The following is a 26526-nucleotide window of genomic DNA, read 5'->3' on the forward strand; positions in this document are numbered from 1 at the left end:
ACGTAGTCATCAATAACGCAATGTCGCTATCTTGAGTGTCACTTGTTATCACACCATGCCTAGCAATCCAGACTGATTGACTACGCATGTAATAACCGTGCATTTGATTCATTTTGAATATCTGACGCTCTGTAATCAAGCGCTTCATTCACTCTAAAGAGAGCGATAATAAGAGAGGTTGCGCCACTTGCGATAGCTTAATTATAGATAGCAAGTGACAACGCTTGAGACAAAAAATTTTAGTAACGTATCTTTTAAATGATAGAAGTTTACCAATTCATTGTTAAAAAACAATTTTTACGATAACTATACAGAACGTCGCCCACAGTTATATTAGTTAATGACGGACAAAAAATCTAGTCTTTTCTATCGATTCACCCACCATATTTTGTAAGAGAACTTATTACTATTGGTTATAGGATGATTAAATGTTCTATGCAAATTTTGATACATAGTATCTGTGACAAGGCTTAGTTGAGATACTTAATTAAGATCAACTTCTTTTGGAAATGTATTTTTAGCACTAATTATATGTTTTATGATGCTCCACAAAAAAACCCACTAACCAGCTTGTCAGTGGGTTTTTTTAGTTATAGTGGTAACGAGGTTATGATAGCTATCAACGATATGGTCAAAGGACAAACATACTTTAATTACTTTTGTCTTCTATCAGCGTTTTCATACTGTCGTTATTGCTCTTAGGAGGATTGGTATTCTTGCTAGTAGCGTTTGCGCCAGAATTTGTGCTACTGGTACTACTTGGCGGCTTTGGTGTTGCGACTACTGGGGGTTTTTTAGTGGTATTTTCAGTACCTGATGTCACTGATTTTTTATTCTCTGATTCAGACTTAGTTCCACTACCTTCATTTTTAGGCGTGGTGACAGAGGATACTTCCTCTTCATTGCCAACAATACGCTCTTCAGTGACCGATAAAGTATCGGAGGTATCCGCTGACTGACGGATACTTTCATTGTCGCCATTACTGGCAGTTTCTTGACTGCTACGACCAGCATTGTCCCCATTATTCGTTTCTGGCAGTGGCTGGCGCACTGGCACTTCGCGCTTAGTCGGCTTTAGATCAACAGAACGTGTGCGTCTGGTGCTCAAATCTTTAACTGGATCAGGGCGTTCATAATTATCGATGATACCGACATAACGATTGATCTCTTCTGGCAACACACGCACATTGGCTGGCAACTTAAAGTCTATCAGTTTTGCCGCGCCAACCGCTTCTTGTGGACTACTCATGAGCCCATAAGTTAACATATAGCGGACTTGATTTTCATCATCAAGATAACGGAAATAAGCAAATTTATTACGGTCTGCGCGGCCTTCTAGATAACTGACAATCACATCGTTTTCGGCGACATTCATCACCTGCACTGTCCATTTACCTTTATTCGCCAACAAATAACGTTTGTCTTTAAACTCAGCAGGATAATTGCGCAAATCACGTACCGTCGTATCAAAACTAATGGGCTGCACGTCGGTATCAAGCTCGTGTAACGACTCTATTTTTAAAGGCTGCTCAAGCTCAGCACTCAATAGTTGCGGTGCTGATATGGGGGCATTTTCAATTTTGGCACCCATCGCTGGTGTTTGACTAAACATCCAAATCAGAGCCGTGACCACACCCAGCAGCAAGGTCATTATCAGCCAAATCAACGCTTGACGGCGATATGACTGGCTAGCGGTACGCGGCGTCGATCTTGAAGCTGCCATGGGAGTATCCTTGGTGAAAATAAAGTTGACTGCATTCAAGAGATGCGCAGTAAGTAGAATAGCGGCGAGCCAGCCTGCTTTAAACCGTTGCGTTCAGTGGGTATTCACGAGCACTAAAGCTTTAAGACATTATACGCGGTATTGTGACAATACCTCGTGCAAAAGATCTTCATCGAAATCATTGGTCAATACGGCCTGACCCAGTGATTTTAACAAAATCAGGCGGATTTGTCCGTGTTTCACTTTTTTATCATGTCCCATCAAACTTAGCGCCGTTTGTGTATCAATGCGTGGCGGGGTGATAGGCAAATTTGCCAAGGTTAAAATACGCTTAATACGAGCAACGTCTTCGGCCGTTAACCATCCCATTTTCTGTGATAACTCTGCGGCTTGTACCATGCCAGCAGCGACTGCCTCACCGTGTAGCCAATTGCCATAGCCTTCATGTGTTTCAATGACATGACCAAAAGTATGACCGAAGTTTAACAATGCTCGCACGCCTGACTCTCTTTCATCTTGCGCGACGACATCCGCTTTATACTGACAGCAGCGTTTTACGGCATCACCAAGTACCGCTAAATCCAAATCCATCATCGCTGGCAGATTGACTTCCAGCCAATCTAAGAACGTGACATCCATAATGAGCGCGTATTTAATAACCTCAGCCAACCCGGCTGACAACTCGCGCGCTGGCAAAGTCTTGAGCGTACTCATATCAGCAAGTACCATTTGCGGCTGCCAAAAAGCGCCAATCATATTTTTGCCTTGAGGATGATTGATGCCCGTCTTACCACCAACGCTCGAATCCACTTGTGACAGTAGCGTGGTTGGAATCTGAATAAAATTCACACCACGCATAAAGCTTGCTGCAGCAAAGCCCGTCATATCACCAATAACGCCACCACCTAGAGCAATAAGCGTAACGTCACGATTAAAATGCTCGGCCATCAATACATCGTAAATTTGATTGATACTGGTCTGATGCTTATATTGCTCACCATCTGGCAATACGCAAACACGCACAGTGAACTGCTCTGTTAACTCTTTCTCTAAAGCGCTTAGGTATAAAGGCGCAACAGTATCATTAGTGACAATCAATACTTGGCGACCACGAATATAAGGTGTGATCAGCTTTGCCATACTGTTGCGATCTATCGCTGTTTTCTCAGTAATGACGATTGGATAGTCATGGCTTTGCGTATGAACCGTTAAACCGTCATGAAACAGTGGCGTTGCCATTAAACACTCCCTAAGCATTTTGAATAAGATAAAAGTAGCTGAGCTTAACTAGGGCGCGTCCTGATTTTTATCGCCATTTTTAAATGAGGACACGCCTTGATAAAGTTTATCATTATGGTTAATTTTCTTTATCTTCTGGTGCTATAGCAGTCGAGTCAGTAAACGACTCTAGTTGCTGTAAAAGCTGATTGACCATATGACGGGGATAAGTATGACCAGTTGGCATAATAATATGAGCGACTTGGCGATATAAGGGATCACGAGTGCTATATAAATCTTGCAAGATTTTTCTAGGATTTGGCTGCTGTAACAGTGGTCGTGATTTGTCTTTAGCCGTGCGAGCCATTTGCACATCAACTGGCGCATTCAAATAAACCACGATACCGCGCTGATGCAAAAACGCTCTGTTTTCAGCACACATCACAGCGCCACCACCGGTCGCTAAAACGATTTGGTCTTTTTGAGTCAACTCATCGATGGCGCGCGTTTCACGCTCACGGAAGCCCGCCTCGCCTTCTTTAGCGAATATCCAAGCTATGTCAGCCCCTGTCTGCGATTCAATGTACCAATCGCTGTCTACAAAGGTGCGCCCCAACTGCTTAGCCAGCAATTTACCGATGGTTGTCTTCCCTGCTCCCATCGGCCCTACTAAAAACACCGACGGCAATTCCTCCACCATAATACTTACTCAGCTAAATTAGCTATGATACAACGTCATTGATATTCTGGCTAGTAATGAGCGTTGATTATTGTTAGTAAAATTCAATCAATATGAAAATTTTTCCATAAAAAAAGCAAGCGTTGATGCTTGCTTCTTTTGAGCGAAAACCAATCAATAAATGATTAATCTATGCGGCTAATACCATCATTGATTAATTTTGGCGTGATAAATATCAATAACTCTTCTTTAGAATTACTACGCACGTCTTTACGGAAAGCGCGACCAATATAAGGCAGGTCTCCTAAGAACGGTACTTTATCAACACCATTGCTGGTACGATTCTTAAAGACACCACCCAACACAACCGTTTGACCATCTTCGACAATAACATTGGTTGAAATAGAGTCTTCAGCAATAGCAACCTGATTATTAATAATGGTTGGCGTACCGTTAGTGATTAACAATTGCAAACCGATTTTACCATCTGGGGTGATATTTGGTGTGGCCTCTAAACTCAATGCTGCTTCTTTAAAGCTAGTGGTAGTTGCTCCACTGGCAGACGCTTCTTGATAAGGAATCTGCGTCCCTGAAGAGACTTTCGCCGTTTGCTTGTCTGCTGTCAGAATCTTCGGCGTAGAAATCACTTCACCGCGATTATCCGCTTGCAGTGCTGACAATTCAAGATCAAGCATCACATCTGACATACTAAGCAAGCCAAAGGCAATACTACCAGCGGGGTTGGCAACCCCTAAATCGACGTTTAAGTTATCAGGACGAGTAATATCGTATGAAGGATAAGAAACCGTTTGACCATTTACCGTCGTCGTTTCTACATCAAAGTCTTTTAAATCCCATAACGTTTGATTACTACCACCGACCAATAAATTACGGTTATTAGCAGCACCATTTGACAAGATACCCCAACGAACCCCAATCTCTTTACTAAAGCTATCAGTGGCACTCACAATACGCGCTTCAATCATGACCTGACGGACTGGAATATCAATTTTACCAATCAACTTATGGATATTTTCGATACTGTCAGCCACATCTTTAATAATTAAAGTATTGGTACGTTCATCTACCGTTACCGTTCCACGATTAGACAATAAGGTATTGTTATCAGCAGCATTTGCATTGCTGCCACCTGATGAGCCACTGCCTTGAGAAATAAGTGTCAAAACATCTGGCGCTTTTGCATAGCTAAGACGAATATATTCTGTGCGTAATGGCGCAAAAGACTCAACCGCTTGCTGCGCTTCAAGCTCACGTGCTTCTTGCTCAGCAAGCTCGGTGGAAGGCGCAACCAAAATGACATTGCCATTTTCACGCTTACCAAGATTTTTACTCCTTAGAATAATATCTAGCGCTTGATCCCATGGGACATTAATCAGGCGTAAGGTGATATTGCCCGCGACTGAATCACTAGCCACAATATTCATTTCTGTGAACTGCGCTAGGATATCTAAGACACTGCGAATTTCAACGTCTTGAAACTCCATAGATAGCGCTTCACCGCTATAGACTTTTTCTTCAAGTGTTGGCTCACGTAGTAGCTCAGGTTTTCTGATATTAATATTCAGCTGATTGCCTGATTGATAAGCCTGATACTCATAATCTTCTTTAACATTAATAGTAATTACACCATTTTGACCTTGGTTTTTAGTATCAATACTATCAACCAGACCACTATTAATATTCAAACGGCGCAATAAATTTCTTGGCACGGTGCTACCCGTTAAGCGTACCACTAACTTGTTGCCTTGACGTTGGACATCAACGGGAATGGCTTCATTGGTAAGTGTGATGCTAACGTTGCCACCACTATCATTTCCTGCGGCAAAATTGACGGCACTCAAACCATCATAGCTATATTGCTTACTCACTTGCGATGCAGCAAGTTGTGGGCTTAATAATGGGTTAACTCTGACCACCATGGTATCAGCAGGCACTTGATTTTTAACCACCGTTTTACTGGCTATATTGACTGCCGATGCACTACTGGTTTCTACAATCGGTGTAACGACTGCTGTCGTCGTGATCGCATTATTGTCATTGAGTACGTCTTGGATAGGATCATTGGTCATTACTGGACGATTAGGATCAGTAATGGTCAATAGTAAATCGTTACCTTCAATCGATGTCGTATAGTTACCTGCCTGTTTTAGCTCAACAATCAGGCGCGTAGTACTGTCACTATTCAACGTCGTGACCTTATCAATCATACCAATATTGTATTCATTAAAGCGACTAGCAAGTCCATTCTGCACTTTTTCAAAATCTAGTACCAAACGGCTAGGGTTATCAAGCTGATAGGCGGCAGGTAACACTGGTAAACCGTCAAATCCCAAACGCATTTGCGTCACTGCTGGTGCAATTTGTACCACAGAAACTTCGTTAATGCGCTGTGCGGCATGGGCACTATTACTCACTGCTACCATGCTGATTGCCAATGCTGAAATGGCAAAAGCAGAAGATACGCGGTTGCTCATCATCGTTACCTTGTTATTGCGTACTGTCATTATTTATTCCTCAAAAAATCTGCCGACTTAGCTTATGGGTGAAACCAACGACTGGGGTTTTTCAACAAACCCAGCGCGGCTGTCTGGCACAATTTCAATCAAGTTAATCTGGGTCGGCGTGATTTCAACAATACGGCCGTCATTTAGTCCAAGATAATCACCTACTTTAACACTCGCGACTGAACCATCAGGGCGTTGTACCAACGCATATCGCTGACCTTCAGGTGAAATTACGACACCACGAAAAATCAGTTGCGATAGCTCATATTGCTCAAGAGGTTCTTTCACTCTGGTAATGTCAGGACGCACACCATCGATGGAAGTGGTAGGACCTTGGACATTGACTAAACTCGGTGGTAAGAATGGACTGCGCTGTGCGCTGGCACTATAAACAAAGTCTTCTACTAGCTCAGCTTTGGGCGGTGGTTCAATAGGCTGAGCTGGCTGATTACGGATATCGGTCATTGATTGCTCTGCCATACCAATGCGATCCGCACACCCTGTCATGGACAATACAGCCATGCTTAAAACCAATAGCGTAGGCAGTTTTTGAATATTCATTAGTTGCCTCCTGCATTATCAGTGGTTGCAGCGTCAGTGACAGCAACCGTTTCATCACCCTCAGGGTCAGCTTCTTTTGAACGATAGGTTTTGGTTTGTAATACCAAATTAAGCTCCGGTAAAACATCCAATGTCGGCTGAGGATTGCTGACCTCAAAATCATGCATAGTAATGATTCGTGGTAAGGCGGCAAGACCACTAATAAAGCTACCAAACTGATGATATTCGCCCAAAGCAGCAATGCGGATAGGTTGCTCAATAAAAAATTCGTTTTCAATCTCAGGCTCTACTGAAATGTCTTGAAAACGTATATTGCTGCCGACACCCGTCATGTTAATGCCCTCTACCAGCTCTGATACACGCGTATCTTTTGGTAGCTGATCGAGTAAGGTATTGAACTCAGCTTCCATTTGGACAACTTGCTCTTGGTAGGCTTTTAAATGACGCGCGCGTGATTCTTTTTCACGATAGCTATCAAGTAACGTTTGTTGCTGACTCTCAGCAGCATTGATCTCATCGATCTTACTACTAATCGGTAAAGCCCATGCCAACGCTGCGATGAGCGTAATAATAAGCCCTATTACCGTTACCTTTACAGGTAATGGCCAGCTGCCGTAGTTTTCAGAGTCCAACGATTCAAAACTGCGGCGAAACTCCTGTAAATCAAACTGTTGCTTTGGTTTCAAGGCTGTTTTTTTGGTTTTAATCAGGTTTTTTTTACGGTTAAGCTTCATAACTCACCTCCAGGTACAGTGGTACCGTCAGCACCCTCTACAGGAACGGCTGTTTCCGACTGTACTTTGGTCGTGATCACAAACTGTACATAACTGTCTTCAGGATAAATAGGACGCGGCTGTTCACCAGCGGTGACCGTATTATTAAGCACTGGTGCAGATTCATAAGCACTGATATTTTGTTGGATATTACTAACGGCTGAATCACCCATCCATTTACTATCATCAAGATTACGAATCAAACTTGATACAATATTTGGATTATCAGCTCGACCTGTCAGCGTCAAAACATCGCCTTCACGTTTGAGATTATTCAAATAGAGTGCCGGCGGGATGGCTTTAGCAAGATCATCCCATAAACGAACAGGTACAGGACGTCGACCCTGCAAGTCTTGAATGACTTGCATACGTGAAATGATATCGTCACGGCGCTGTTCCAGACTATCAATTTCAGTCAAAGCCGTATCTAAAAGCGCATTTTCTTTTTCAATCAATGCGTTCGCATCCAGTTGTTCATCAAGCTCGTTGTTAAAGTAGCTCCATGAAGCAAATGCAGCCAATAAAGTAAGCAAAGTCACTGCCACTACTAACGTGAGAAATTCTTTATTGCGACGCTCGCGCTCTTCTTGGCGCCAAGGTAATAGGTTAATACGAGCCATTAGTCGAAGCTCCTTAACGCAAGACCGCATGCAGCCATTAAACTTGGTGCATCAATGGCCAGTTGCTCATTATCGATATTTGGGGCAATAGTCATATTGATAAAAGGGTTGGCAATACTGACAGTCACCCCAAGTTTTTGCTGTGCCATACCAGCAAGACCAGCAATAGAGCTACTACCACCAGCAAGAACCACATGATCGATACTACTGTATTGGCTTGAAGAGAAGTAAAATTGCAACGAACGAGTAATTTGTTGAATGGTATTCTCAATAAAAGGCGTCAATACATCAAGGTAGTAGTCATCTGGTAAGGTACGCTCACGCTTGCTGATAGCCGCTTCTTCAGCAGATAGTCCATAACGATTTTGTATCGCTTCTGTCAACTGAACACCACCAAATAGTTGTTCACGGCTATAGATAAACTCACCGTTCTTAGCGATATATAAAGTCGTTTGATTATGACCAATATCTATCAAAGCCACTAATTCTGGGGCATTTGGTAAGTTATCTACCATGAGTCCGAAAGCACGCTCTATCGCATGGGATTCGATATCCATAACCTTCGTTTGAAGACCACCAAAGGTTAAGGCATCAACTCTTTGGTCAACATTCTCCGAGCGTGATGCGGCAAGTAAGACTTGCACCATATCATCACTTACTAAAGAAGGTCCTAAAACTTCAAAGTCTAAGTTGACGTCTTCTAATGGATAAGGTATGTATTGATCAGCATCTAAACGTATTTGAGCTTCGCGCTCAACATCGCTTAGCGCAGCATCCATATCAATAATTTTAGTAATCACTGCTGACCCTGATACGGCAGTTGCAGCATTACTACCAGCGACGTGACAGCGCTTAGCTAAGTTAGCAATGATATGACCGACCGCTTCGGTGTCTACAAGAAGTTTATCGACGACTATACCTTCTGGCAATCTTTCGATGCCATAAGATTTTAGATGAAACATGCCCTGTTGGCGCTCTATGTCAACCAACTTTACTGAAGTGGCACAGATATCAACACCAATCAAATGTCGACTTTTTGAAGTAAATAGCCTCACAAACTCTATACCTTATATTAAGTGTACAATCTGATAGTTATTTGTAATAATTCAGTACAATACTTTACTTAACAGATAGATTCAAGCATTTAAATAAGTTATTAAGGTCAACTTACACATTTATTATGACCTGCTGATTTTGTTCAAGGTATAATACATTACCTGTTGCAAATTTTAATTGATAAGTCTTCTTATGACCAAAAAAAATGCTACCGCCCGTCTCATTCACTTTTTGGTGGGGCTTGTTATCGCCTGCTTGGCATTGGCAGTTATCCTAGCACTTGCTGTGCCCATTGGTTTTTATGGGATGGCAATGTATTTATCGCCTACCCTACCTAGCATTCAAGAGATTAAAACAGCAAATTTAGAGATGCCATTACAGATATATAGTAGTGATGACAAACTTATTGGCCAATATGGTAACCGTTTGTCTTTACCAATTACTTTTGAAGATATTCCTGAAAATTTGACTCACGCTTTTTTAGCAGCAGAAGATGCGTCCTTTTTTCAGCACAGTGGTATTAGTATTAAGGGTCTTGGTCGCGCGGTGACAGAAGTAGTAACTGATGACGACAGCCAAACGGGTGGCTCTACCATTACTATGCAGGTTGCCAAGAACTACTTCTTAAGTCCAGAGCGCACCTTAAATCGCAAATTGGTCGAGCTATTTTTAGCACGTAAAATAGAAGATGAGCTCAGTAAAAATGATATCTTGACGCTTTATGTCAACAAAATCTATCTAGGCGAAGGCGCTTATGGTATCCGCGCCGCGGCCAAGAAGTACTATAGTAAATCCTTAGAAAACCTCACTATTGCTGAAACAGCAATGTTGGCAGGTCTGCCCAAAGCCCCTTCTAAATATAATCCTGTTGCCAATCCCAGTCGCGCGCTGACTCGCCGCAACTGGATCATTGGACGCATGCACGAGTTAGGCTATATCAGCAAAGCACAACGCGACGAAGCGATCAGCTCACCAGTAGGCATTAACCTCTATAAAGAGAAGCTCGACGTCAATATGCCGTATTTGGCAGAAATGACACGCTCTACATTGGTCAATCGCTATGGTAAGCAAGTGATGCATAGTGGATGGCGGGTACGCCTTACGGTTGATAGCAAAGCACAGACAGATGCGGAAGCGGCGGTACTGACCGGTTTGGTGGCTTACGAACATCGTCATGGTTGGCGCGGGGCTGAAGCAAATGATGAACCGCTAGAAAATTTCCGCCGCTATAGTAATATGACCCCCGCCAAAGTCACCAAAGTGAATGCTCGCAGTTTTGAGGCGACAATGCCCTCTGGTGAAAATGTGACCGTTGGTTGGTCTGGGATGAGCTGGGCACGCAAGTATATTTCTGCCAATCGTATCGGTTACTTTCCTGACAACGCCCGCCAAATTGTCAATAAAAACGATATCATTCGTTTGATACCGACCGCGAATGGTAATTGGCAGTTGGGACAAATTCCCAAACTACAAGGAAGTCTGGTCTCCTTGAATCCAGAAACTGGTGCTGTTAAGGCATTGGTCGGTGGCTTTGACTTTAATCACAGTAAATTCAATCGTGCTCTACAAGGCTGGCGTCAACCAGGCTCAACCATTAAACCACTTGTCTATACCGCTGCTCTAGAAAAAGGCTATCGCCCAGATAGCATTGTTTCGGATCGACCGATTCAAGTAGGTGATTGGAAACCGAAAAATTCTGATGGAAGATTTTTGGGAGATATTACTTTACGTCGTGCTCTATATCGGTCACGTAACCTAGTGTCTATTCGATTGCTACAGGCTGTGGGCATCTCTGATGTGCGCGACCTGTTAGATGAATTCGGTCTTGATAAAGAAAAGCTGCCGACGACTTTGTCGTTAGCGCTAGGCACAGGACAGGCTACACCATTACAGATGGCAACAGCTTATGCCACGTTTGCAAATGGCGGTCACCGTGTACAGCCGTATTTTATCGAACAAATTTATAATTATAATAATAACCTCCTCTTTCAGGCAAACCCACGCCAAGCGTGTGCCACCTGCTTCAATGAAAAACTTGAAGACCTCAATAGAAATCTCATCGAAGATTATAAGAAGTCAATTGAAAATGAAGACAGTGCTATCGATGATGAAGTGATGGTTAAAGAACAAAATTTAGAAAATATTGATAACATTGAACAAAACGGTAAAGCGCTAAATGTAAAGGTTTATGATGCTAGTCCACAGGCCGATCGCTTAAAAGCGCCAGCGGTTCAATATGCACTGGCTAAGCAAGCACCTCGAATCTTACAACCCAGAGTCGCTTTTGAGATGGCAGATATCTTACGTGACGTCGTACAGCGTGGTACGGCAGTACGAGCAAAGGCTTTAGGTCGTGATGATATTGGTGGCAAGACCGGTACCACCAATGAAGCAAAAGACGCTTGGTTTGCAGGTTTTCATCCTACCAATGCAACTGTCGTATGGATGGGTTTTGATCAACCATCAACCATGGGTCGTCGCGAATATGGTGGTGTGGCAGCCTTACCCGTTTGGATGGATTTTATGAAAGCCCAACTTAAAGACACGCCTCATCAATGGGTGTCTATCAATAACCGCGCCAAATCGAAAAAACAAAAGCAAAAAATTATAGAAACGACTGATGATGGTATTCTGGCCGATGATGAAGATACGGATAGCAGCGAATCAGAAAAACCAGTTAAGACGCAGGCTCAACAGCGTAAATCACCACCAGCTGAGCCTGTTGAAGCACAAACTAGCTCTCAAGCAGCCAAACCTAGTAATAGTCGTAGTAATGATAGCGTGCCGCAAAACCCTTTATCGGTAACACCCGTTGAGCGCATGCCACCGATACCAGAGTAGACAACCATTAATAATATAAACTTATGACGCAAAAAAAGGCTTATTTGGCACTCGCTAAATAAGCCTTTTTTATACTTAATATTTTGATCAATACCACTCTATTAAAGAATAGTCATCAGTAAACTAGGACACGTCTTCATTTTAAAAATGGTGATAAAAATGAGATAAAATTTTAATAACTATTTTTAGAACTCAACCATACCAGCACGTAGTTGCTCAATCAGCTCTAAAAACTGCTGACGCCATTCTCGTATTGTCGTCTCATCTGGCAGCCATTGATTCGACAAGGTCACAACGTTAACAATAAGATCAGGTGAGGCAGTATTGCTTGGTGTTTGATCTACGATAGTATCTGGTGGCACGGCGTACAGACAACGCTGATACGCACGCTCTATATTGGCCAAAAAACCCTGCTGCTGTAACTGCTGTAATCGCTGAATCTCAGGCGATACTTGGGTACGCTCGCTCAATGCTTGCTCAATATCTGACAATGTTGGTGCGCTCATGTTTAAACTATAAAAATAACCTAGCTCTTGGGTAAATGCGAGAAAGGCACCGTATAGATGAAAAATAGCAGTTTCACAATGGGCTTGGTATAGCTGCTTATCATCGGTGCTTCCCGCCGCTTGGCAGGATAGACGACAGAAATACAGTTTTTGATTGGTTCGGTCTGCTTGATATTTGGCAACGCGGGTTTTACCTGCCATTTGCGACTTATCCTTATATGAAGTGTAAATTAGGGCATATTTTCCAGTGTACTATTTTTTTAGATAACAGTACCATGCATTTCTCACTTTATTGCACACACAAAAAAGCCAGCAACTTAGGCTGGCTTTTTATCAAATTGACAATAAATCAAAGACGCTTAATACTATTAATTATCCTGATTAAGCTCTTGTGCAAAGGCTTCATCAAAGCTTGCAAAGTCTTTACTATCCGTGCTCGCTGACATATCAAATGCTGCATTGTCAAACCCTGCTTTAAGATCTTTATCTAGCAGTTTTTGCTCCGCTTTCTCTTTGCGTGCTTTATGATAAGCAAGACCAGTACCAGCAGGAATCAAGCGACCAACAACGACGTTCTCTTTCAGACCACGTAGTTCATCCACTTTACCAGTCACGGCAGCCGCAGTTAGTACACGGGTCGTCTCCTGGAACGATGCTGCTGAGATAAAGCTTTCTGTTGCCAGACTTGCTTTGGTGATACCTAGTAATTGACGCTCGAACTGTACTGGGAATTTATCTTCTGCTTCCAGCTTCGCATTCAATGCTTTGATATCAGAGTACTCTGCTTGATCGCCTTTGAAGTGGTTTGAATCGCCGCCATCGGTAATTTCAACTTTGCGCAACATCTGACGAATAATCACTTCGATGTGTTTATCGTTGATTTTTACACCCTGCAGGCGATAAACGTCCTGTACTTCGTTAACGATGTAATCAGCAAGTGCAGTCTGACCTTTCAAACGCAAGATATCATGTGGATTCTGTGGACCATCAGCGATCACTTCACCACGTGCTACCGTTTCGTTTTCAAAGACGTTAATTTGACGCCATTTCGGGATTAGCTCTTCATGAATCTCACCATCTTCATTGGTGATAATGAAGCGATTTTTACCTTTAGTCTCTTTACCAAAGCTAACCACACCTGTCATTTCTGCCATGATGGCATGATCTTTCGGACGACGTGCTTCAAACAAGTCAGCAACACGTGGTAGACCACCAGTAATATCTTTAGTACCTGAAGAGGCTTGTGGTACACGACCCAAAATCGAACCGGCTGCTACTTTTTCACCATCGCTGACGCGAATGATGGTTTCAGCTGGTAAGAAGTAAACCACTTCTTTGCCTTCGTCAGTGTTCAAGATAATGGCAGGACGTAAGTCTTTTGCTGAACTTGAACGGTCACGAGTAGCAAGAATCTCAAATGAGCTCATACCAGTCGCATCATCAACCTTCACCGTAGCAGTCAAGCCATCAGTGATCTCACTGAAGCGTGCAGTACCAGCAAATTCTGTGATAATAGGATGCGTGTGCGGATCCCATTTAGCGATGGTTTGACCAGCATCAACCTGATCTTCGTGTTTCACAAGCACGCTAGAACCATAAGGCACTTTATAACGTTCACGCTCACGACCAAGCTCATCGGTCAAGGCGATTTCAGCTGAACGCGATACGATGACTAAGTGACCATCGGTATGTTGAACCGTTTTCATGTTTTCGAAATGCGCTTGACCAGCACTACGAACTGAGATGCTGTTATCCACTGATGCTGAGCTTGCTGCCCCGCCCACGTGGAATGTACGCATCGTTAACTGAGTACCTGGTTCACCGATAGACTGTGCCGCCATAACACCGACTGACTCGCCGATATTCACTTTATGACCACGAGCCAAATCACGACCGTAACACTGTGAACAAACACCATGCTCAACATTACAAGTAATAACTGAGCGTACCCAGATATCATCAATCGCATTGTTATCAAGCACGTTTACCCAATGCTCGTCGATCAAAGTACCTGCTGGAATCAATACCTTATCAGCATCATCGTTATAAGTCACATCACGTGCCGTTACACGACCTAGTACTAGCTCGCCCAACTTCTCAATGATTTCACCACCTTGAATATGTGGTTTCATGAGCAAGCCTTGCTCAGTACCACAGTCATCACTGGTAATAACCAAATCTTGTGCCACATCAACCAAACGACGCGTCAAGTAACCTGAGTTAGCCGTTTTCAGTGCCGTATCCGCAAGACCTTTACGTGCACCATGCGTTGAAATAAAGTACTGAAGTACGGTCAAGCCTTCACGGAAGTTTGCTTTAATTGGCGTTTCGATAATTGAACCATCTGGCTTAGCCATCAAACCACGCATACCAGCCAACTGACGAATCTGAGCCGCACTACCACGAGCACCAGAATCTGACATGATAAAGATAGAGTTGAATGACTTCTGCTCTTCTTCTTCACCTTTGGCGTTCATGATTTTATCAGTGGCTAAGTTGTCCATCATCGCTTTAGCGACTTTGTCGTTGGTACGTGACCAGATATCAACTACTTTGTTATAGCGCTCACCAGCGGTCACAAAACCTTGCTCGAATTGATCTTCGATTTCGCGAACTTCGCCTTCTGCCACTTCGATGATTTGCTTTTTCAGTGGTGGAATGACCATGTCATCAATACCGATAGACACACCAGACAATGTCGCTTGGGCAAAACCAAGATACATCAATTGGTCAGCAAACATGACACTTTCTTTAACGCCAACTTTACGGTAGCAAGAGTTGATCAAACGAGAGATGTTTTTCTTCGTCATCTCTTGGTTACATTCATCAAAAGACATACCTTTAGGCATGATGTTCCAGATCAATAAACGACCTGCAACCGTTTCTTTTAAGCTGATTTCTTTAGTCTCATTGCCATCTTCATCAATATGCGTCTCAGTAACACGCACTTTGATCTTAGCGTTTACATGCAAATCGTTTGAACCAATCGCACGCAATGCTTCATTAACGGTGGCAAAAATCATGCCCTCGCCTTTGGCATTGATAGACGAGCGACTGATGTAATATAGACCCAGTACAACATCCTGTGACGGTACGATGATTGGATCACCGTTCGCAGGCGACAAGATGTTATTGGTAGACATCATTAAGGCACGTGATTCAAGCTGTGCTTCTAGGGTCAATGGCACGTGAACGGCCATTTGGTCACCATCAAAATCGGCGTTAAACGCGGTACAAACGAGCGGATGCAATTGGATTGCTTTACCTTCGATTAGTACTGGCTCAAATGCCTGCAAGCCCAAACGGTGAAGTGTTGGTGCACGGTTCAAGAGTACTGGATGCTCACGAATAACCATGGCCAGCATATCCCACACTTGCGGCTCTTCACGCTCTACCATCTTTTTGGCAGCTTTAATTGTCGTGGCTAAACCATGAGACAATAATTTGTTATAAGTAAATGGTTTGAATAATTCAAGTGCCATTTTCTTTGGTAAACCGCACTGATGTAGACGTAGCGTTGGACCAACAACGATCACCGAACGACCAGAGTAGTCAACACGTTTACCAAGTAAGTTTTGACGGAAACGACCTTGCTTACCTTTGATCATATCAGCCAAAGATTTCAATGGACGCTTGTTACTACCCGTAATCGCACGACCGCGACGACCGTTATCAAGCAAGGCATCCACTGATTCTTGCAACATACGCTTTTCGTTACGTACGATGATATCAGGTGCGCTCAGCTCAAGCAGACGCTTTAGACGGTTATTACGGTTGATGACACGGCGATATAGATCGTTTAGATCTGAAGTCGCAAAACGACCACCTTCTAGTGGTACTAGCGGACGTAAATCTGGTGGTAGTACTGGCAAGATGTTCATCACCATCCACTCAGGCTTGTTATTAGAATCACGGAAGGCTTCTAATAATTTAAGACGCTTAGACATCTTTTTAAGCTTGGTTTCAGAACCCGTTTGCGGAATCGCTTCGCGCAAATCATCGATTTCAAGATCCAAATCGATATCTTTCAATAGGTCTTGAACCGCTTCAGCACCCATTTTGGCAGTGAATTCATCGCCAAATTCTTCAAGGGCTTTATAATAGTCTTCATCATCAAGCAGTTGATACTTCTCTAAAGAAGTCAAACCTGGCTCAGTAACAATATAGCTTTCAAAATACAGAACGCGCTCTATATCACGTAGCGTCATGTCTAGCAATAGACCGATGCGGCTTGGTAATGATTTCAAGAACCAAATATGCGCCACTGGACTGGCTAGGTCAATATGACCCATACGGTCGCGACGGACTTTCGCAGTGGTCACTTCTACGCCACATTTTTCACAGATAACGCCTTGGAACTTACGGCGCTTGTACTTACCACATAAACATTCAAAATCTTTTACTGGACCAAAGATTTTGGCACAAAACAGACCATCACGTTCAGGCTTAAACGTACGATAGTTAATAGTTTCAGGCTTTTTCACTTCGCCATGTGACCATGACTTAATGACGTCAGGTGAGGCTAAAGTAATTTGAATGCTATCAAACTCTTGATTACCGTTGCCGGTAGGGCTTTGCATGATATCGAGTAAATCTTTCAAGTTGCTTCTCCGTTATCTTTATAATCATCTGATAGCGTATTATTGACGCAAATAAGATGAATGAAGGCAATGAATAGGGTTGAGACAAATCACTAAAAGCAGCAGCGATGCGCATACTGCTTTTAGGTTGACCACTAAGGATAATAATTGACTGAGACCATGTTAACGATAGTCTCAATCAGCCGTGCTTAATGGGTTTGTTTTAACTCAATATTAATACCCAATGATTTGATTTCTTTGGTCAGTACGTTAAACGATTCAGGCATACCTGGATCCATATACTGCTCACCATCAACGATGTTTTTGTACATACGCGTACGGCCTTCAACGTCATCCGACTTCACAGTCAGCATCTCTTGTAGCGTATAAGTCGCGCCGTAAGCTTCTAGTGCCCACACTTCCATCTCACCGAAGCGCTGACCACCAAACTGAGCTTTACCGCCGAGTGGCTGCTGCGTCACTAATGAGTAAGAACCTGTTGAACGCGCATGCATCTTATCGTCAACCAAATGGTTAAGTTTGAGCATGTACATGTAGCCAACGGTTACTTTACGGTCAAATTTCTGACCAGTACGACCATCATACAACGTCTGTTGACCATCGCGATCCATACCAGCAAGCTCTAGCAGGTCTTTAACTTGGCTTTCTCTTGCGCCATCGAACACTGCTGTGCCCATTGGTACACCAGCGCGCAAGTTATCTGCTAGCGCCATGATGTCATCATCACTTAAGCTATCAAGATCAACTTGCTCACCGCCGACTTGGTTATAGATTTTGTCTAAGAAGTCACGTAAATCTTTGATCGCTGCTTGCGATTTGAGCATACCATCGATCTTCTCGCCCAAACCTTTCGCTGCCATACCCAAATGCGTTTCTAGAACCTGACCGATGTTCATACGAGATGGTACACCAAGCGGGTTCAAGACGATGTCAACGGTATTACCATTTTCATCATAAGGCATGTCTTCAACTGGCATAATGCGCGATACCACACCTTTGTTACCATGACGACCCGCCATCTTATCACCAGGCTGAATACGACGCTTAACCGCTAGATATACCTTAACGATTTTTTGTACGCCATGTTGTAAGTCGTCCCCTGCAGTCAATTTGCGTTTTTTCTCAGCAAACTTCACATCGATATCTTTTTGCTTATCAACCAAATACTCAGCGATTTGCGTTAGACGCTCAGAGATTTCTTCTTCAACAGGCTGAATATCAAGTAAAGTCTCAAGGCTCATATCTTTCATATCAGCCAATGCCATCACTGTACCGGCTTTTAAACCAGAACCACCGCTGACTTTTTGACCATCAAGCAAGTTACCAATACGACCACGAGCCGCTTCTTCAAAGATACGTAGCTCTTCTTTTAAATCTTTACGATAGCTATCAAGCTGTGATTTTTCAATTGCTCTTGCACGTGCATCTTTTTCCACGCCATCACGAGTAAAGACTTGAACGTCAATAACCGTGCCTTTGCTTGATGTTGGTACACGTAGTGACGTGTCTTTAACATCAGCCGCTTTTTCACCAAAGATAGCCCGGAGCAATTTCTCTTCTGGCGTCAGTTGCGTTTCACCTTTTGGCGTCACTTTACCAACTAAGATATCACCAGCGTCAACTTCAGCACCGATATAAACGATACCTGCTTCATCGAGACTTGATAGCGCCGCTTCGCCAACGTTTGGAATATCGGCAGTAATTTCTTCAGTACCTAGCTTGGTATCACGTGCCACACAGGTCAATTCTTGGATATGAATGGTCGTGAAACGATCTTCTTTAACCACTTTTTCAGATAACAAGATTGAATCTTCGAAGTTGTAACCATTCCATGGCATAAATGCGATGCGAATGTTCTGACCCAATGCAAGCTCACCAAGATCCGTTGACGGACCATCAGCCAAGATATCACCTACAGCAATAGCATCACCTTGGTTGACGATAATACGTTGGTTGATACAAGTATTTTGGTTAGAACGCGTGTATTTAACGAGGTTATAGATATCAATACCAGCTTCACCAGCAATCATCTCATCTTCATTGACACGAACCACAACACGTGATGCATCAACGTCTTCGATCACACCACCACGCTTAGCGATCACACAAACACCTGAGTCACGCGCAACGTGACGCTCCATGCCCGTACCTACTAACGGCTTGTCAGCACGTAGCGTAGGAACTGCCTGACGCTGCATGTTCGAGCCCATCAAGGCACGGTTAGCATCATCATGCTCTAGGAATGGAATTAGACCTGCTGCTACCGATACAACCTGACTTGGCGACACATCCATATGCGTCACTTTTTCTGGCGGCATACGGACGAATTCACCATAGCTACGCACACTGACCATCTCATCAGATAACGCGCCTTCTGCGGTTACTGGTGAATCAGCCTGTGCAATGACCGTACCGACTTCTTCAATTGCTGATAGATACTCAATGACATCCGTTACTTTACCATCAACCACACGGCGATAAGGCGTTTCTAAGAAGCCAAAGCTGTTGGTCTTTGCAAAAGTCGCTAGTGAGTTAATAAGACCAATGTTTGGACCTTCAGGAGTCTCAATCGGACATACGCGACCATAATGGGTATCATGTACATCACGTACTTCAAAGCCTGCACGTTCACGGGTCAGACCACCAGGTCCTAGTGCTGATACACGGCGTTTATGGGTCACTTCAGACAATGGGTTGTTCTGATCCATAAACTGCGATAACTGGCTTGAACCAAAGAATTCTTTGACCGCAGCAGCAACAGGTTTTGAGTTAATCAAATCTTGCGGTGACAAGTTATCAGATTCCGCTGAGCTTAAACGCTCTTTGACTGCACGCTCAACACGCACTAGACCAACACGGAATTGGTTTTCTGCCATCTCGCCGACCGAACGAATACGGCGGTTACCTAAATGGTCAATATCATCGACTTCGCCGCGACCATTACGAATCTCAATCAATTCTTTTAGGACATTAACGATATCGGCATTGGTCAATACGCTACGAGCGCGTTGGATATCTGGATCATCAGTATTATCAAACTCTAACCCTAAACGACGGTTAAATTTCATACGACCGACGTTCGATAAGTCATAACGATCAGCGTTAAAGAACATGCTGTCAAATAGTTTTTCAGCGGTCTCAACCGTTGGTGGCTCACCTGGACGCATGACTTTATAGATTTCAATCAATGCTTCTTCACGGCTTGACGTACTATCAGCACGCAAAGTGTCGGCAATATAACTGCCTTGATCGATATCATTAGTGAATAGAATGCTGAATTCTTTGATAGACTCGCTGGCTTCAAATGCGCTTAATTTAACCAATAACTCATGGTCAATCAATGTATTCGCTTTAGCGATAACTTCGTCATTCACCACGATATCTTCAGCTAAAATACGCTCATAGAGATACTCATCAGGTATCGCAATCTTCGTCATACCTGCTTCTTCAAGCTGACGAATACGGCGTGCATTAATACGCTTGCCCTGCTCTACGATGACATCACCTTCTGGTGATACGATATCGAACTGAGCCATCTCACCGCGCAAGCGATCAGCAACCAAATCAATCTCGAATTGCTCTTCACCTTTATATACGGCTACTTTATCAAAGAACAAATCTAAGATTTCAGACGTTGTTAGACCAAGCGCACGTAGAATAATTGAAGCCAATAGCTTACGACGACGGTCAATACGAGCAAAAACCAAGTCTTTGGCATCAAATTCAAAATCTAACCATGAACCACGGTAAGGAATAATACGCGCGTTATATAGCACCTTACCACTTGAATGTGACTTGCCTTTATCATGATCAAAGAATACACCAGGTGAACGATGTAGCTGAGATACGATAACACGCTCAGTACCATTGATAATAAAAGTACCGTTAGCTGTCATCAAAGGCATCTCGCCCATGTAAACGCTTTGCTCACGAATATCTTTGATAGCAGCTTTACTGTCTTTGTCTTTGCTGTCTTTATCTTTGATGATCAAACGGATTTTGACACGCATCGGCGCGGCAAATGTTGAACCACGTAAGATACACTCACGCTCGTCAAATTCAGGCGTACCTAAATAGTACTCAACAAATTGTAGCTCTGCGTTACCAGAGTGACTCTCAATTGGGAAAATAGAGGAATACGCAGCTTGCAAACCAGTATTCTCACGAGCTTTTGGCTTTTTGTGCTCTTGCAAAAATTGCTCGTAAGAATCTACTTGAATAGACAGTAAATAGGGAATGTCCATCACAGTGGGCAATTCAGCAAAACTTTTGCGAATACGCTTTTTTTCAGTATAAGAATATGCCATCGAGAGTCCTTACAGTAAACGTGGAAACAAATTAAAAGCGTGGCCAGCATGCATAAATACGATGCAAACTTGGCGACGTAAACGATAATATAAAACAGGTAATCGTGTTCAGTTGATATCTTTTGTCAATTACTACTTCTGCTATCAGTGCTTACTTAGCACCCTTACTTTCATTTTATGATCGGTATCTAAGTCAGTCTATATGACCACTCAGACAACCAAATTCAATATCACATCATCTAAAACATATTACTTTTTAGGCAAAACTTACTCATAGAGGTAAGAAAAAATGACTCGTTCAAGGGTATTTCTAAGTTATCTGCTATCAAAACTGATTGTATTTAGTCATTTTTCTTTCAAAAAACCGGCTCTGTCAAAACCAACAATTCTATCAAAACTAATATCGTCGCTGATATGTACCGTCTATAAGCCTAACTACTGACAGTAATACCCTGCGAAACGGACAACCTAAACTTAATAGCTTTTCAGAATTAATAATAATCGGGGTAACTATAACTTTTAGAATCAGTATAAACTATAGTGTTAATGGGAAAGCATGCAGACACAAAAAAATGCCAAACATCTATGGACGTTTAGCTTAAATTAACTGATTTCAAAAACTGGCATGTGTGCTTGCACTGTGTTTATTTGCATAGCTATCGTCTGTCCTTTTGATGGGTATCCACCGTGATGTTGCATACGACTGTTGGCAGACACAAAAGGTCAAGCTACGAATTATAGTAAAAAAAAGCTGGCAATGCAAGGCATTACCAGCTTTTTTTGTACAACACTAAGATAAGCGAAGCTTATTTTAGTTCAACAGTTGCACCAGCTTCTTCAAGTTTCTTTTTCAACTCTTCAGCTTCAGCTTTGTTAACGCCTTCTTTGATTGGAGCTGGAGCGCTTTCAACCAAATCTTTCGCTTCTTTCAAGCCAAGACCAGTAGCTTCACGTACGGCTTTAATTACGCCAACTTTCTTCTCGCCAAAGCTGGCAAGAACTACGTCAAACTCGTCTTTTTCTTCAGCAGCAGCAGCAGCAGGGCCAGCAGCAGCAGGTGCAGCAGCAACAGCAGCTGTTACGCCGAATTTTTCTTCCATAGCGCTGATTAATTCAACGATATCCATTACTGACATTTCAGCGATTGCGTTTAACACGTCATCTTTAGATAGTGCCATGAGAACTCTCCGTTATCTGATAAAAATTAATTGATTTTAAAATCGCTTGGATTGCTTGCCAAATTTTCAAATAGTGTTAGCAATAAAGTGCAATCGGCGATGTCAAAGTTACGTTAAAACAAGCAATTATGCCGCTTCTTTTGCGTCTTTGATTGCTGCTACCGTGCGAACAAGCTTACTAGGAACAGCGTTCATAGTTTGAACAAGCTTGGTAACTGGTGCATTCATAGTAGCCATCAAGATAGAGATTGCTTCGTCGCGAGTTGGTAGCTTCGATACGCGCTCTAGCTCTTCTGGACCATAAACAACACCACCAACTGATACCAATTTGGTCTCTAAAGCTTTGTGATCTTTACTGAACTCGAAAACAACTCGAGCAGCAGATCCCAAATCTTCCATAGAGAAAGCCAAAAGTAATGGACCAGTCATACGGTCTGACATGCTCTCAAACTTAGTGCCTTCAAACGCACGTTTTGCTAGGGTATTTTTTACCACTTTCAAAACGACGCCTTTTTCACGGGCTTGTTCGCGCAGCTTAGTAAGCTTTGCAACACCAATACCATGATATTCGGCAGCTACTGCTGAGTAAGCATTAGCAGCAACTTCAGACACTTCAGCCACAACTTGTTGTTTTTGCTCTAGCGTTAATGCCATAAGTTGACTCCTTTAATCTTATCAATCAGCTGAATATTTAATCATTTAAACCTAAGCTTTTAAGCATTGGCATTCAATAATTAAACGAATCGCTTAGACTGACTTGATACGACACGTTATCAGCATATTTATTAAAAATAAATTTACTCATAACGACTGATTACGGCACCGTTATCAGAATGACATCAAGTGATAGATTGAACTATCGGCTCTTATCAACAACTGGGTGGGTCACCGTCTGCGTAGGACAACTAAGATTTTCATCTTTCGTCGATTAACAAAAGCAGCTCGTTGTTATTACTAATAATCCGAAAACAATTAATAAAAACGTAAAACTGCTTTCTACCTACGGTCTTAGACAGCATAGCGTTTGCTACGCTGACCTAATTCTTTAAAATATTTTTGCAGCCTTTATTTAAAATCGTCAAATAAAGGCACATATCTAATTATTTTGCTGTGCGATATGGAACTGGATCAATACTTAGACCAGGACCCATCGTGCTAGACAAGGTAATTTTCTTAATGAAAGTACCTTTAGAAGTAGCAGGCTTAGCACGTCTTAAATCTGCAATCAGTGCTTCAGCATTCTGGATTACTTGCTCAGCAGTAAAACCAACTTGACCGATAGTCGTGTGGATGATACCTGCTTTGTCTACACGATACTGTGCTTGACCGGCTTTAGCGTTAGTAACCGCTTCAGCAACGTTAGGCGTAACCGTACCGACTTTAGGGTTAGGCATTAGACCACGTGGACCTAGGATAGTACCTAGTTGACCAACAACACGCATTGCATCAGGAGCAGCAATAACGATATCAAAGTCCATGTTACCAGCTTTGATTGATTCTGCTAGGTCTTCAAAACCAACGATATCTGCACCAGCTTCTTTGGCGGCTTCAGCAGCAGCACCTTGAGCAAATACAGCAACGCGTTTGGTTTTACCAGTACCAGCAGGTAGGTTGGTAGCGCCACGAACCACTTGATCAGATTTACGCGGGTCAACACCCAAGTTAATCGCAATATCAATTGACTCTTTGAATTTAAGAGGTGGTAAATCGTTTAGGATTTGAACCGCTTCTTCAACTGTATACTGCTTTTCATGTACGATACGGCTTTGAATTTCTTTTTGACGTTTGGTTAGCTTGCTCATTTACACACCCTCCACGGTAATACCCATTGAACGTGCAGTACCAGCGATGGTACGAACAGCAGCATCAAGATCAGCAGCAGTTAAATCTGCATCTTTGGTCTTAACGATGTCTTCTAGTTGTGCACGGTCAACTTTACCGACTTTAGCGGTATTTGGTGTACCAGAACCTTTAGCGATACCAGCAGCCTTACGTAGTAAGTATGCAGCTGGTGGTGACTTCATGATGAAAGTAAAAGATTTATCGCTATATACAGTGATCTCAGTAGGAATCGGTAGACCCGGCTCTTGGTTTGAGGTCGCAGCGTTAAATTCTTTACAGAACGCCATGATGTTCACGCCTTTTTGACCCAATGCTGGACCAATCGGTGGTGAAGGATTTGCTTTGCCTGCAGGGACTTGTAGTTTGATGTAACCATCAATCTTCTTAGCCATGATTTTCTCCTAAATGGGTAATAGCGCCAAATCAATGTGGTATAAACCTTATTGACTAACAGCTCCCCGGTTGATGAACTTTTTTGCTGATTTAGTCTAGTTTCTCAACTTTACTAAATTCAAGCTCGACCTGAGTCGGTCGATTAAATACGTTTACCGTTAAATGTAGTTTAGACTTCTCGTAATCCACTTTTTCTACCAACCCTTTAAAGTCAGTAAATGGACCATCGATAACCAACAGCTCTTCGCCCGGCTCAAATAGAGTCTTAGGACGTGGGTCAGTTTCAGTCTGATTCAAACGGTTTAAAATACGATCCGCTTCTACTTGCGTAATTGGCGCTGGTGTTTCAGGTGTACCACCGATGAAACCCATAATACGTGGGCACTCTTTAACGATGTGCCAAGTATTGTCGTTCATTTCCATTTGGATCAATACATAACCTGGAAAGAACTTACGCTCACTCTTACGCTTTTTGCCGTCTTTCATTTCGACGACTTCTTCAGTAGGAACCAATACGTCACCGAATGATTCAGCAAAGTCACTACGATTAATACGATCAGTTAATGAACGCTGTACTTGCTTTTCATATCCTGAAAACGCTTGGACAATATACCAACGCATATCACGCTCCTGATCATTATAAGTAAATTTTGGGGTAAGACTCACTAATACGTGCGACTAACCAATAAAGATGCCAACGAACCAATTGAAAAAGTTATCTAATAACCAAACTAGAAAACCAACAATGGCAATCATGACAATGACCTGCCAGGTATATTGAAACGTTTCATCTTTACCTGGCCATGTCACTCGGCGCAATTCAACAGCAGCGTCTTTTAATAATATTTTAAAAGCGCGGCCTTGATGCGTTAATGCCAAGCATACTAAGGCGAATACAATAAGGGCAACGATAATACCAATACGTACCCAGACATCATTGGCAGGTTGCCAATAGCCAGGTAAGTACTGATTAACTAACGTCGCCCCGATTAATACTGCTGCGGCAAGTAGCCACAATATCACATCTTTTATTGAGCCTGTTTTAGCCACTTCAACAGCAGTTGTTTGATTGCCCGCTGAGATGTGCTTACCTTTAGACAGCATTCCACCAGCACCCGCCTTGGCATCAGATAACTTAGTTTCGAGGTTATCTTGATCATTGCTCATAAAGAACTCGCTTCGGAGATGGTGAGGTATAACAAAGATGTGATAAGAAGATGGCAGGCGATGTAGGACTCGAACCTACAACCCTCGGTTTTGGAGACCGATGCTCTACCAATTGAGCCAATCGCCTATGGGTGTAAAGGACAGCATTATACAATATTTGATATAAAATGCAAGCCTTTAGCGGTAAAATTATTATTTTTACCTAGTTTTACTCTTATTTGAATGTGCTATTGAATCATCATTACTTTAACAAAATGAAGATGCAAGCGGCTAATAAGAAGCAGCGTTAATATAGCAAGCTCCGCTAAGAATTACAATAGATTGGAAAGTAAATTATAAACGTTATAGATATAACTGGCTAATTATGTTGGCTAAGATAACGAAAGGTGTGTTCATACTATCGAAGAATAACCATATTTCCTGATCATTTGATCTAAAAAAAGCCACCCTTAAACAAGGATGGCTTTTTATGACTAACTTACAATCTCATTACTGAGACTGATAGATTAGTTTAGTACGTTAGCAACAACACCAGC

At 42.6% G+C, this 26526-nt stretch carries 18 protein-coding genes and 1 tRNA gene; 1 reads left to right on the forward strand and 18 read right to left on the reverse strand.

Going from position 1 to position 26526, the window contains the following annotated elements; all coding sequences use genetic code 11:
* Nucleotides 1-649 precede the first annotated feature (649 nt).
* The 8 genes from INT03_RS11660 to INT03_RS11695 form a co-directional block, all read right to left on the reverse strand.
* Complete coding sequence (locus tag INT03_RS11660; RefSeq protein ID WP_193009076.1) at nucleotides 650-1723, reverse strand: hypothetical protein; 1074 nt, start codon at nucleotides 1721-1723, stop codon at nucleotides 650-652.
* A 129-nt stretch (nucleotides 1724-1852) separates the two neighbouring features.
* Entirely contained in the window at nucleotides 1853-2962 is a 1110-nt protein-coding gene (gene aroB, locus INT03_RS11665; RefSeq protein WP_193009077.1) for a 3-dehydroquinate synthase, read from the reverse strand.
* A 118-nt stretch (nucleotides 2963-3080) separates the two neighbouring features.
* A complete protein-coding gene (gene aroK, locus INT03_RS11670) occupies nucleotides 3081-3641 on the reverse strand; it encodes a shikimate kinase AroK (RefSeq protein WP_045453412.1) in 561 nt (186 codons plus the stop codon).
* Nucleotides 3642-3805: 164 nt separating this feature from the next.
* Complete coding sequence (pilQ, locus tag INT03_RS11675; protein WP_193009078.1) at nucleotides 3806-6145, reverse strand: type IV pilus secretin PilQ; 2340 nt, start codon at nucleotides 6143-6145, stop codon at nucleotides 3806-3808.
* Between the two features lie 27 nt (nucleotides 6146-6172).
* Nucleotides 6173-6706, reverse strand: coding sequence for a pilus assembly protein PilP (locus INT03_RS11680; RefSeq protein WP_055124829.1), 534 nt, complete (start codon nucleotides 6704-6706; stop codon nucleotides 6173-6175).
* A complete protein-coding gene (locus tag INT03_RS11685) occupies nucleotides 6706-7440 on the reverse strand; it encodes a type 4a pilus biogenesis protein PilO (RefSeq protein WP_193009079.1) in 735 nt (244 codons plus the stop codon). Before INT03_RS11685 ends, INT03_RS11680 begins: the two co-directional genes overlap by 1 nt.
* Nucleotides 7437-8099, reverse strand: a complete 663-nt coding sequence (locus INT03_RS11690) for a PilN domain-containing protein (protein WP_193009080.1) — start codon at nucleotides 8097-8099, stop codon at nucleotides 7437-7439. The genes INT03_RS11685 and INT03_RS11690 overlap by 4 nt, the downstream gene beginning before the upstream one ends.
* Nucleotides 8099-9154 (reverse strand): pilus assembly protein PilM, encoded by a 1056-nt coding sequence (locus INT03_RS11695; RefSeq protein ID WP_055124831.1) that lies wholly within the window; start codon nucleotides 9152-9154, stop codon nucleotides 8099-8101. Before INT03_RS11695 ends, INT03_RS11690 begins: the two co-directional genes overlap by 1 nt.
* 193 nt (nucleotides 9155-9347) lie before the next feature.
* Here INT03_RS11695 and INT03_RS11700 point away from each other — a divergent pair, with 193 nt between their 5' ends.
* Nucleotides 9348-11996, forward strand: a complete 2649-nt coding sequence (locus INT03_RS11700; protein ID WP_193009081.1) for a penicillin-binding protein 1A — start codon at nucleotides 9348-9350, stop codon at nucleotides 11994-11996.
* Nucleotides 11997-12181: 185 nt separating this feature from the next.
* Here INT03_RS11700 and INT03_RS11705 read toward each other — a convergent pair whose 3' ends face one another.
* From INT03_RS11705 to INT03_RS11750, 10 genes are all read right to left on the reverse strand, one after another.
* Nucleotides 12182-12703: a DUF6586 family protein gene (locus tag INT03_RS11705; RefSeq protein ID WP_045443911.1), complete on the reverse strand. Its 522-nt coding sequence runs from the start codon at nucleotides 12701-12703 to the stop codon at nucleotides 12182-12184.
* A 167-nt stretch (nucleotides 12704-12870) separates the two neighbouring features.
* A complete protein-coding gene (gene rpoC, locus INT03_RS11710) occupies nucleotides 12871-17103 on the reverse strand; it encodes a DNA-directed RNA polymerase subunit beta' (RefSeq protein WP_055124834.1) in 4233 nt (1410 codons plus the stop codon).
* Nucleotides 17104-17291: 188 nt separating this feature from the next.
* Nucleotides 17292-21410, reverse strand: a complete 4119-nt coding sequence (gene rpoB, locus INT03_RS11715; protein ID WP_087814768.1) for a DNA-directed RNA polymerase subunit beta — start codon at nucleotides 21408-21410, stop codon at nucleotides 17292-17294.
* 806 nt (nucleotides 21411-22216) lie between these two features.
* A complete protein-coding gene (gene rplL / locus INT03_RS11720) occupies nucleotides 22217-22588 on the reverse strand; it encodes a 50S ribosomal protein L7/L12 (RefSeq protein WP_011514491.1) in 372 nt (123 codons plus the stop codon).
* Between the two features lie 126 nt (nucleotides 22589-22714).
* A complete protein-coding gene (gene rplJ / locus INT03_RS11725) occupies nucleotides 22715-23242 on the reverse strand; it encodes a 50S ribosomal protein L10 (RefSeq protein ID WP_045443904.1) in 528 nt (175 codons plus the stop codon).
* Between the two features lie 446 nt (nucleotides 23243-23688).
* Nucleotides 23689-24390, reverse strand: coding sequence for a 50S ribosomal protein L1 (rplA, locus tag INT03_RS11730; protein ID WP_045443901.1), 702 nt, complete (start codon nucleotides 24388-24390; stop codon nucleotides 23689-23691).
* Nucleotides 24391-24822 carry a 50S ribosomal protein L11 gene (rplK, locus tag INT03_RS11735; protein ID WP_010201717.1) on the reverse strand — a complete coding sequence of 144 codons (432 nt, stop codon included), beginning with the start codon at nucleotides 24820-24822 and terminating at the stop codon, nucleotides 24391-24393.
* A 91-nt stretch (nucleotides 24823-24913) separates the two neighbouring features.
* Complete coding sequence (nusG, locus tag INT03_RS11740) at nucleotides 24914-25444, reverse strand: transcription termination/antitermination protein NusG (protein WP_045443893.1); 531 nt, start codon at nucleotides 25442-25444, stop codon at nucleotides 24914-24916.
* A gap of 57 nt (nucleotides 25445-25501) precedes the next feature.
* Nucleotides 25502-25990, reverse strand: a complete 489-nt coding sequence (secE, locus tag INT03_RS11745; protein WP_193009082.1) for a preprotein translocase subunit SecE — start codon at nucleotides 25988-25990, stop codon at nucleotides 25502-25504.
* A gap of 51 nt (nucleotides 25991-26041) precedes the next feature.
* Nucleotides 26042-26117 (reverse strand) — tRNA-Trp (locus tag INT03_RS11750).
* Between the last annotated feature and the right edge of the window lie 409 nt (nucleotides 26118-26526).

The sequence above is a fragment of the Psychrobacter sp. PG1 genome, from assembly GCF_014897815.1.
Classification (GTDB): domain Bacteria; phylum Pseudomonadota; class Gammaproteobacteria; order Pseudomonadales; family Moraxellaceae; genus Psychrobacter.

Coding starts and splice junctions, on each gene's coding strand:
- rplK (WP_010201717.1), bottom strand. CDS start 24,822: ATGGCTAAGAAGATTGATGGTTACATCAAACTACAAGTCCCTGCAGGC.
- INT03_RS11685 (WP_193009079.1), bottom strand. CDS start 7,440: ATGAAGCTTAACCGTAAAAAAAACCTGATTAAAACCAAAAAAACAGCC.
- pilQ (WP_193009078.1), bottom strand. CDS start 6,145: ATGACAGTACGCAATAACAAGGTAACGATGATGAGCAACCGCGTATCT.
- rplL (WP_011514491.1), bottom strand. CDS start 22,588: ATGGCACTATCTAAAGATGACGTGTTAAACGCAATCGCTGAAATGTCA.
- INT03_RS11700 (WP_193009081.1), top strand. CDS start 9,348: ATGACCAAAAAAAATGCTACCGCCCGTCTCATTCACTTTTTGGTGGGG.
- nusG (WP_045443893.1), bottom strand. CDS start 25,444: ATGCGTTGGTATATTGTCCAAGCGTTTTCAGGATATGAAAAGCAAGTA.
- INT03_RS11690 (WP_193009080.1), bottom strand. CDS start 8,099: ATGGCTCGTATTAACCTATTACCTTGGCGCCAAGAAGAGCGCGAGCGT.
- aroB (WP_193009077.1), bottom strand. CDS start 2,962: ATGGCAACGCCACTGTTTCATGACGGTTTAACGGTTCATACGCAAAGC.
- INT03_RS11660 (WP_193009076.1), bottom strand. CDS start 1,723: ATGGCAGCTTCAAGATCGACGCCGCGTACCGCTAGCCAGTCATATCGC.
- rplA (WP_045443901.1), bottom strand. CDS start 24,390: ATGAGCAAGCTAACCAAACGTCAAAAAGAAATTCAAAGCCGTATCGTA.
- secE (WP_193009082.1), bottom strand. CDS start 25,990: ATGAGCAATGATCAAGATAACCTCGAAACTAAGTTATCTGATGCCAAG.
- rplJ (WP_045443904.1), bottom strand. CDS start 23,242: ATGGCATTAACGCTAGAGCAAAAACAACAAGTTGTGGCTGAAGTGTCT.
- INT03_RS11680 (WP_055124829.1), bottom strand. CDS start 6,706: ATGAATATTCAAAAACTGCCTACGCTATTGGTTTTAAGCATGGCTGTA.
- rpoB (WP_087814768.1), bottom strand. CDS start 21,410: ATGGCATATTCTTATACTGAAAAAAAGCGTATTCGCAAAAGTTTTGCT.
- aroK (WP_045453412.1), bottom strand. CDS start 3,641: ATGGTGGAGGAATTGCCGTCGGTGTTTTTAGTAGGGCCGATGGGAGCA.
- INT03_RS11705 (WP_045443911.1), bottom strand. CDS start 12,703: ATGGCAGGTAAAACCCGCGTTGCCAAATATCAAGCAGACCGAACCAAT.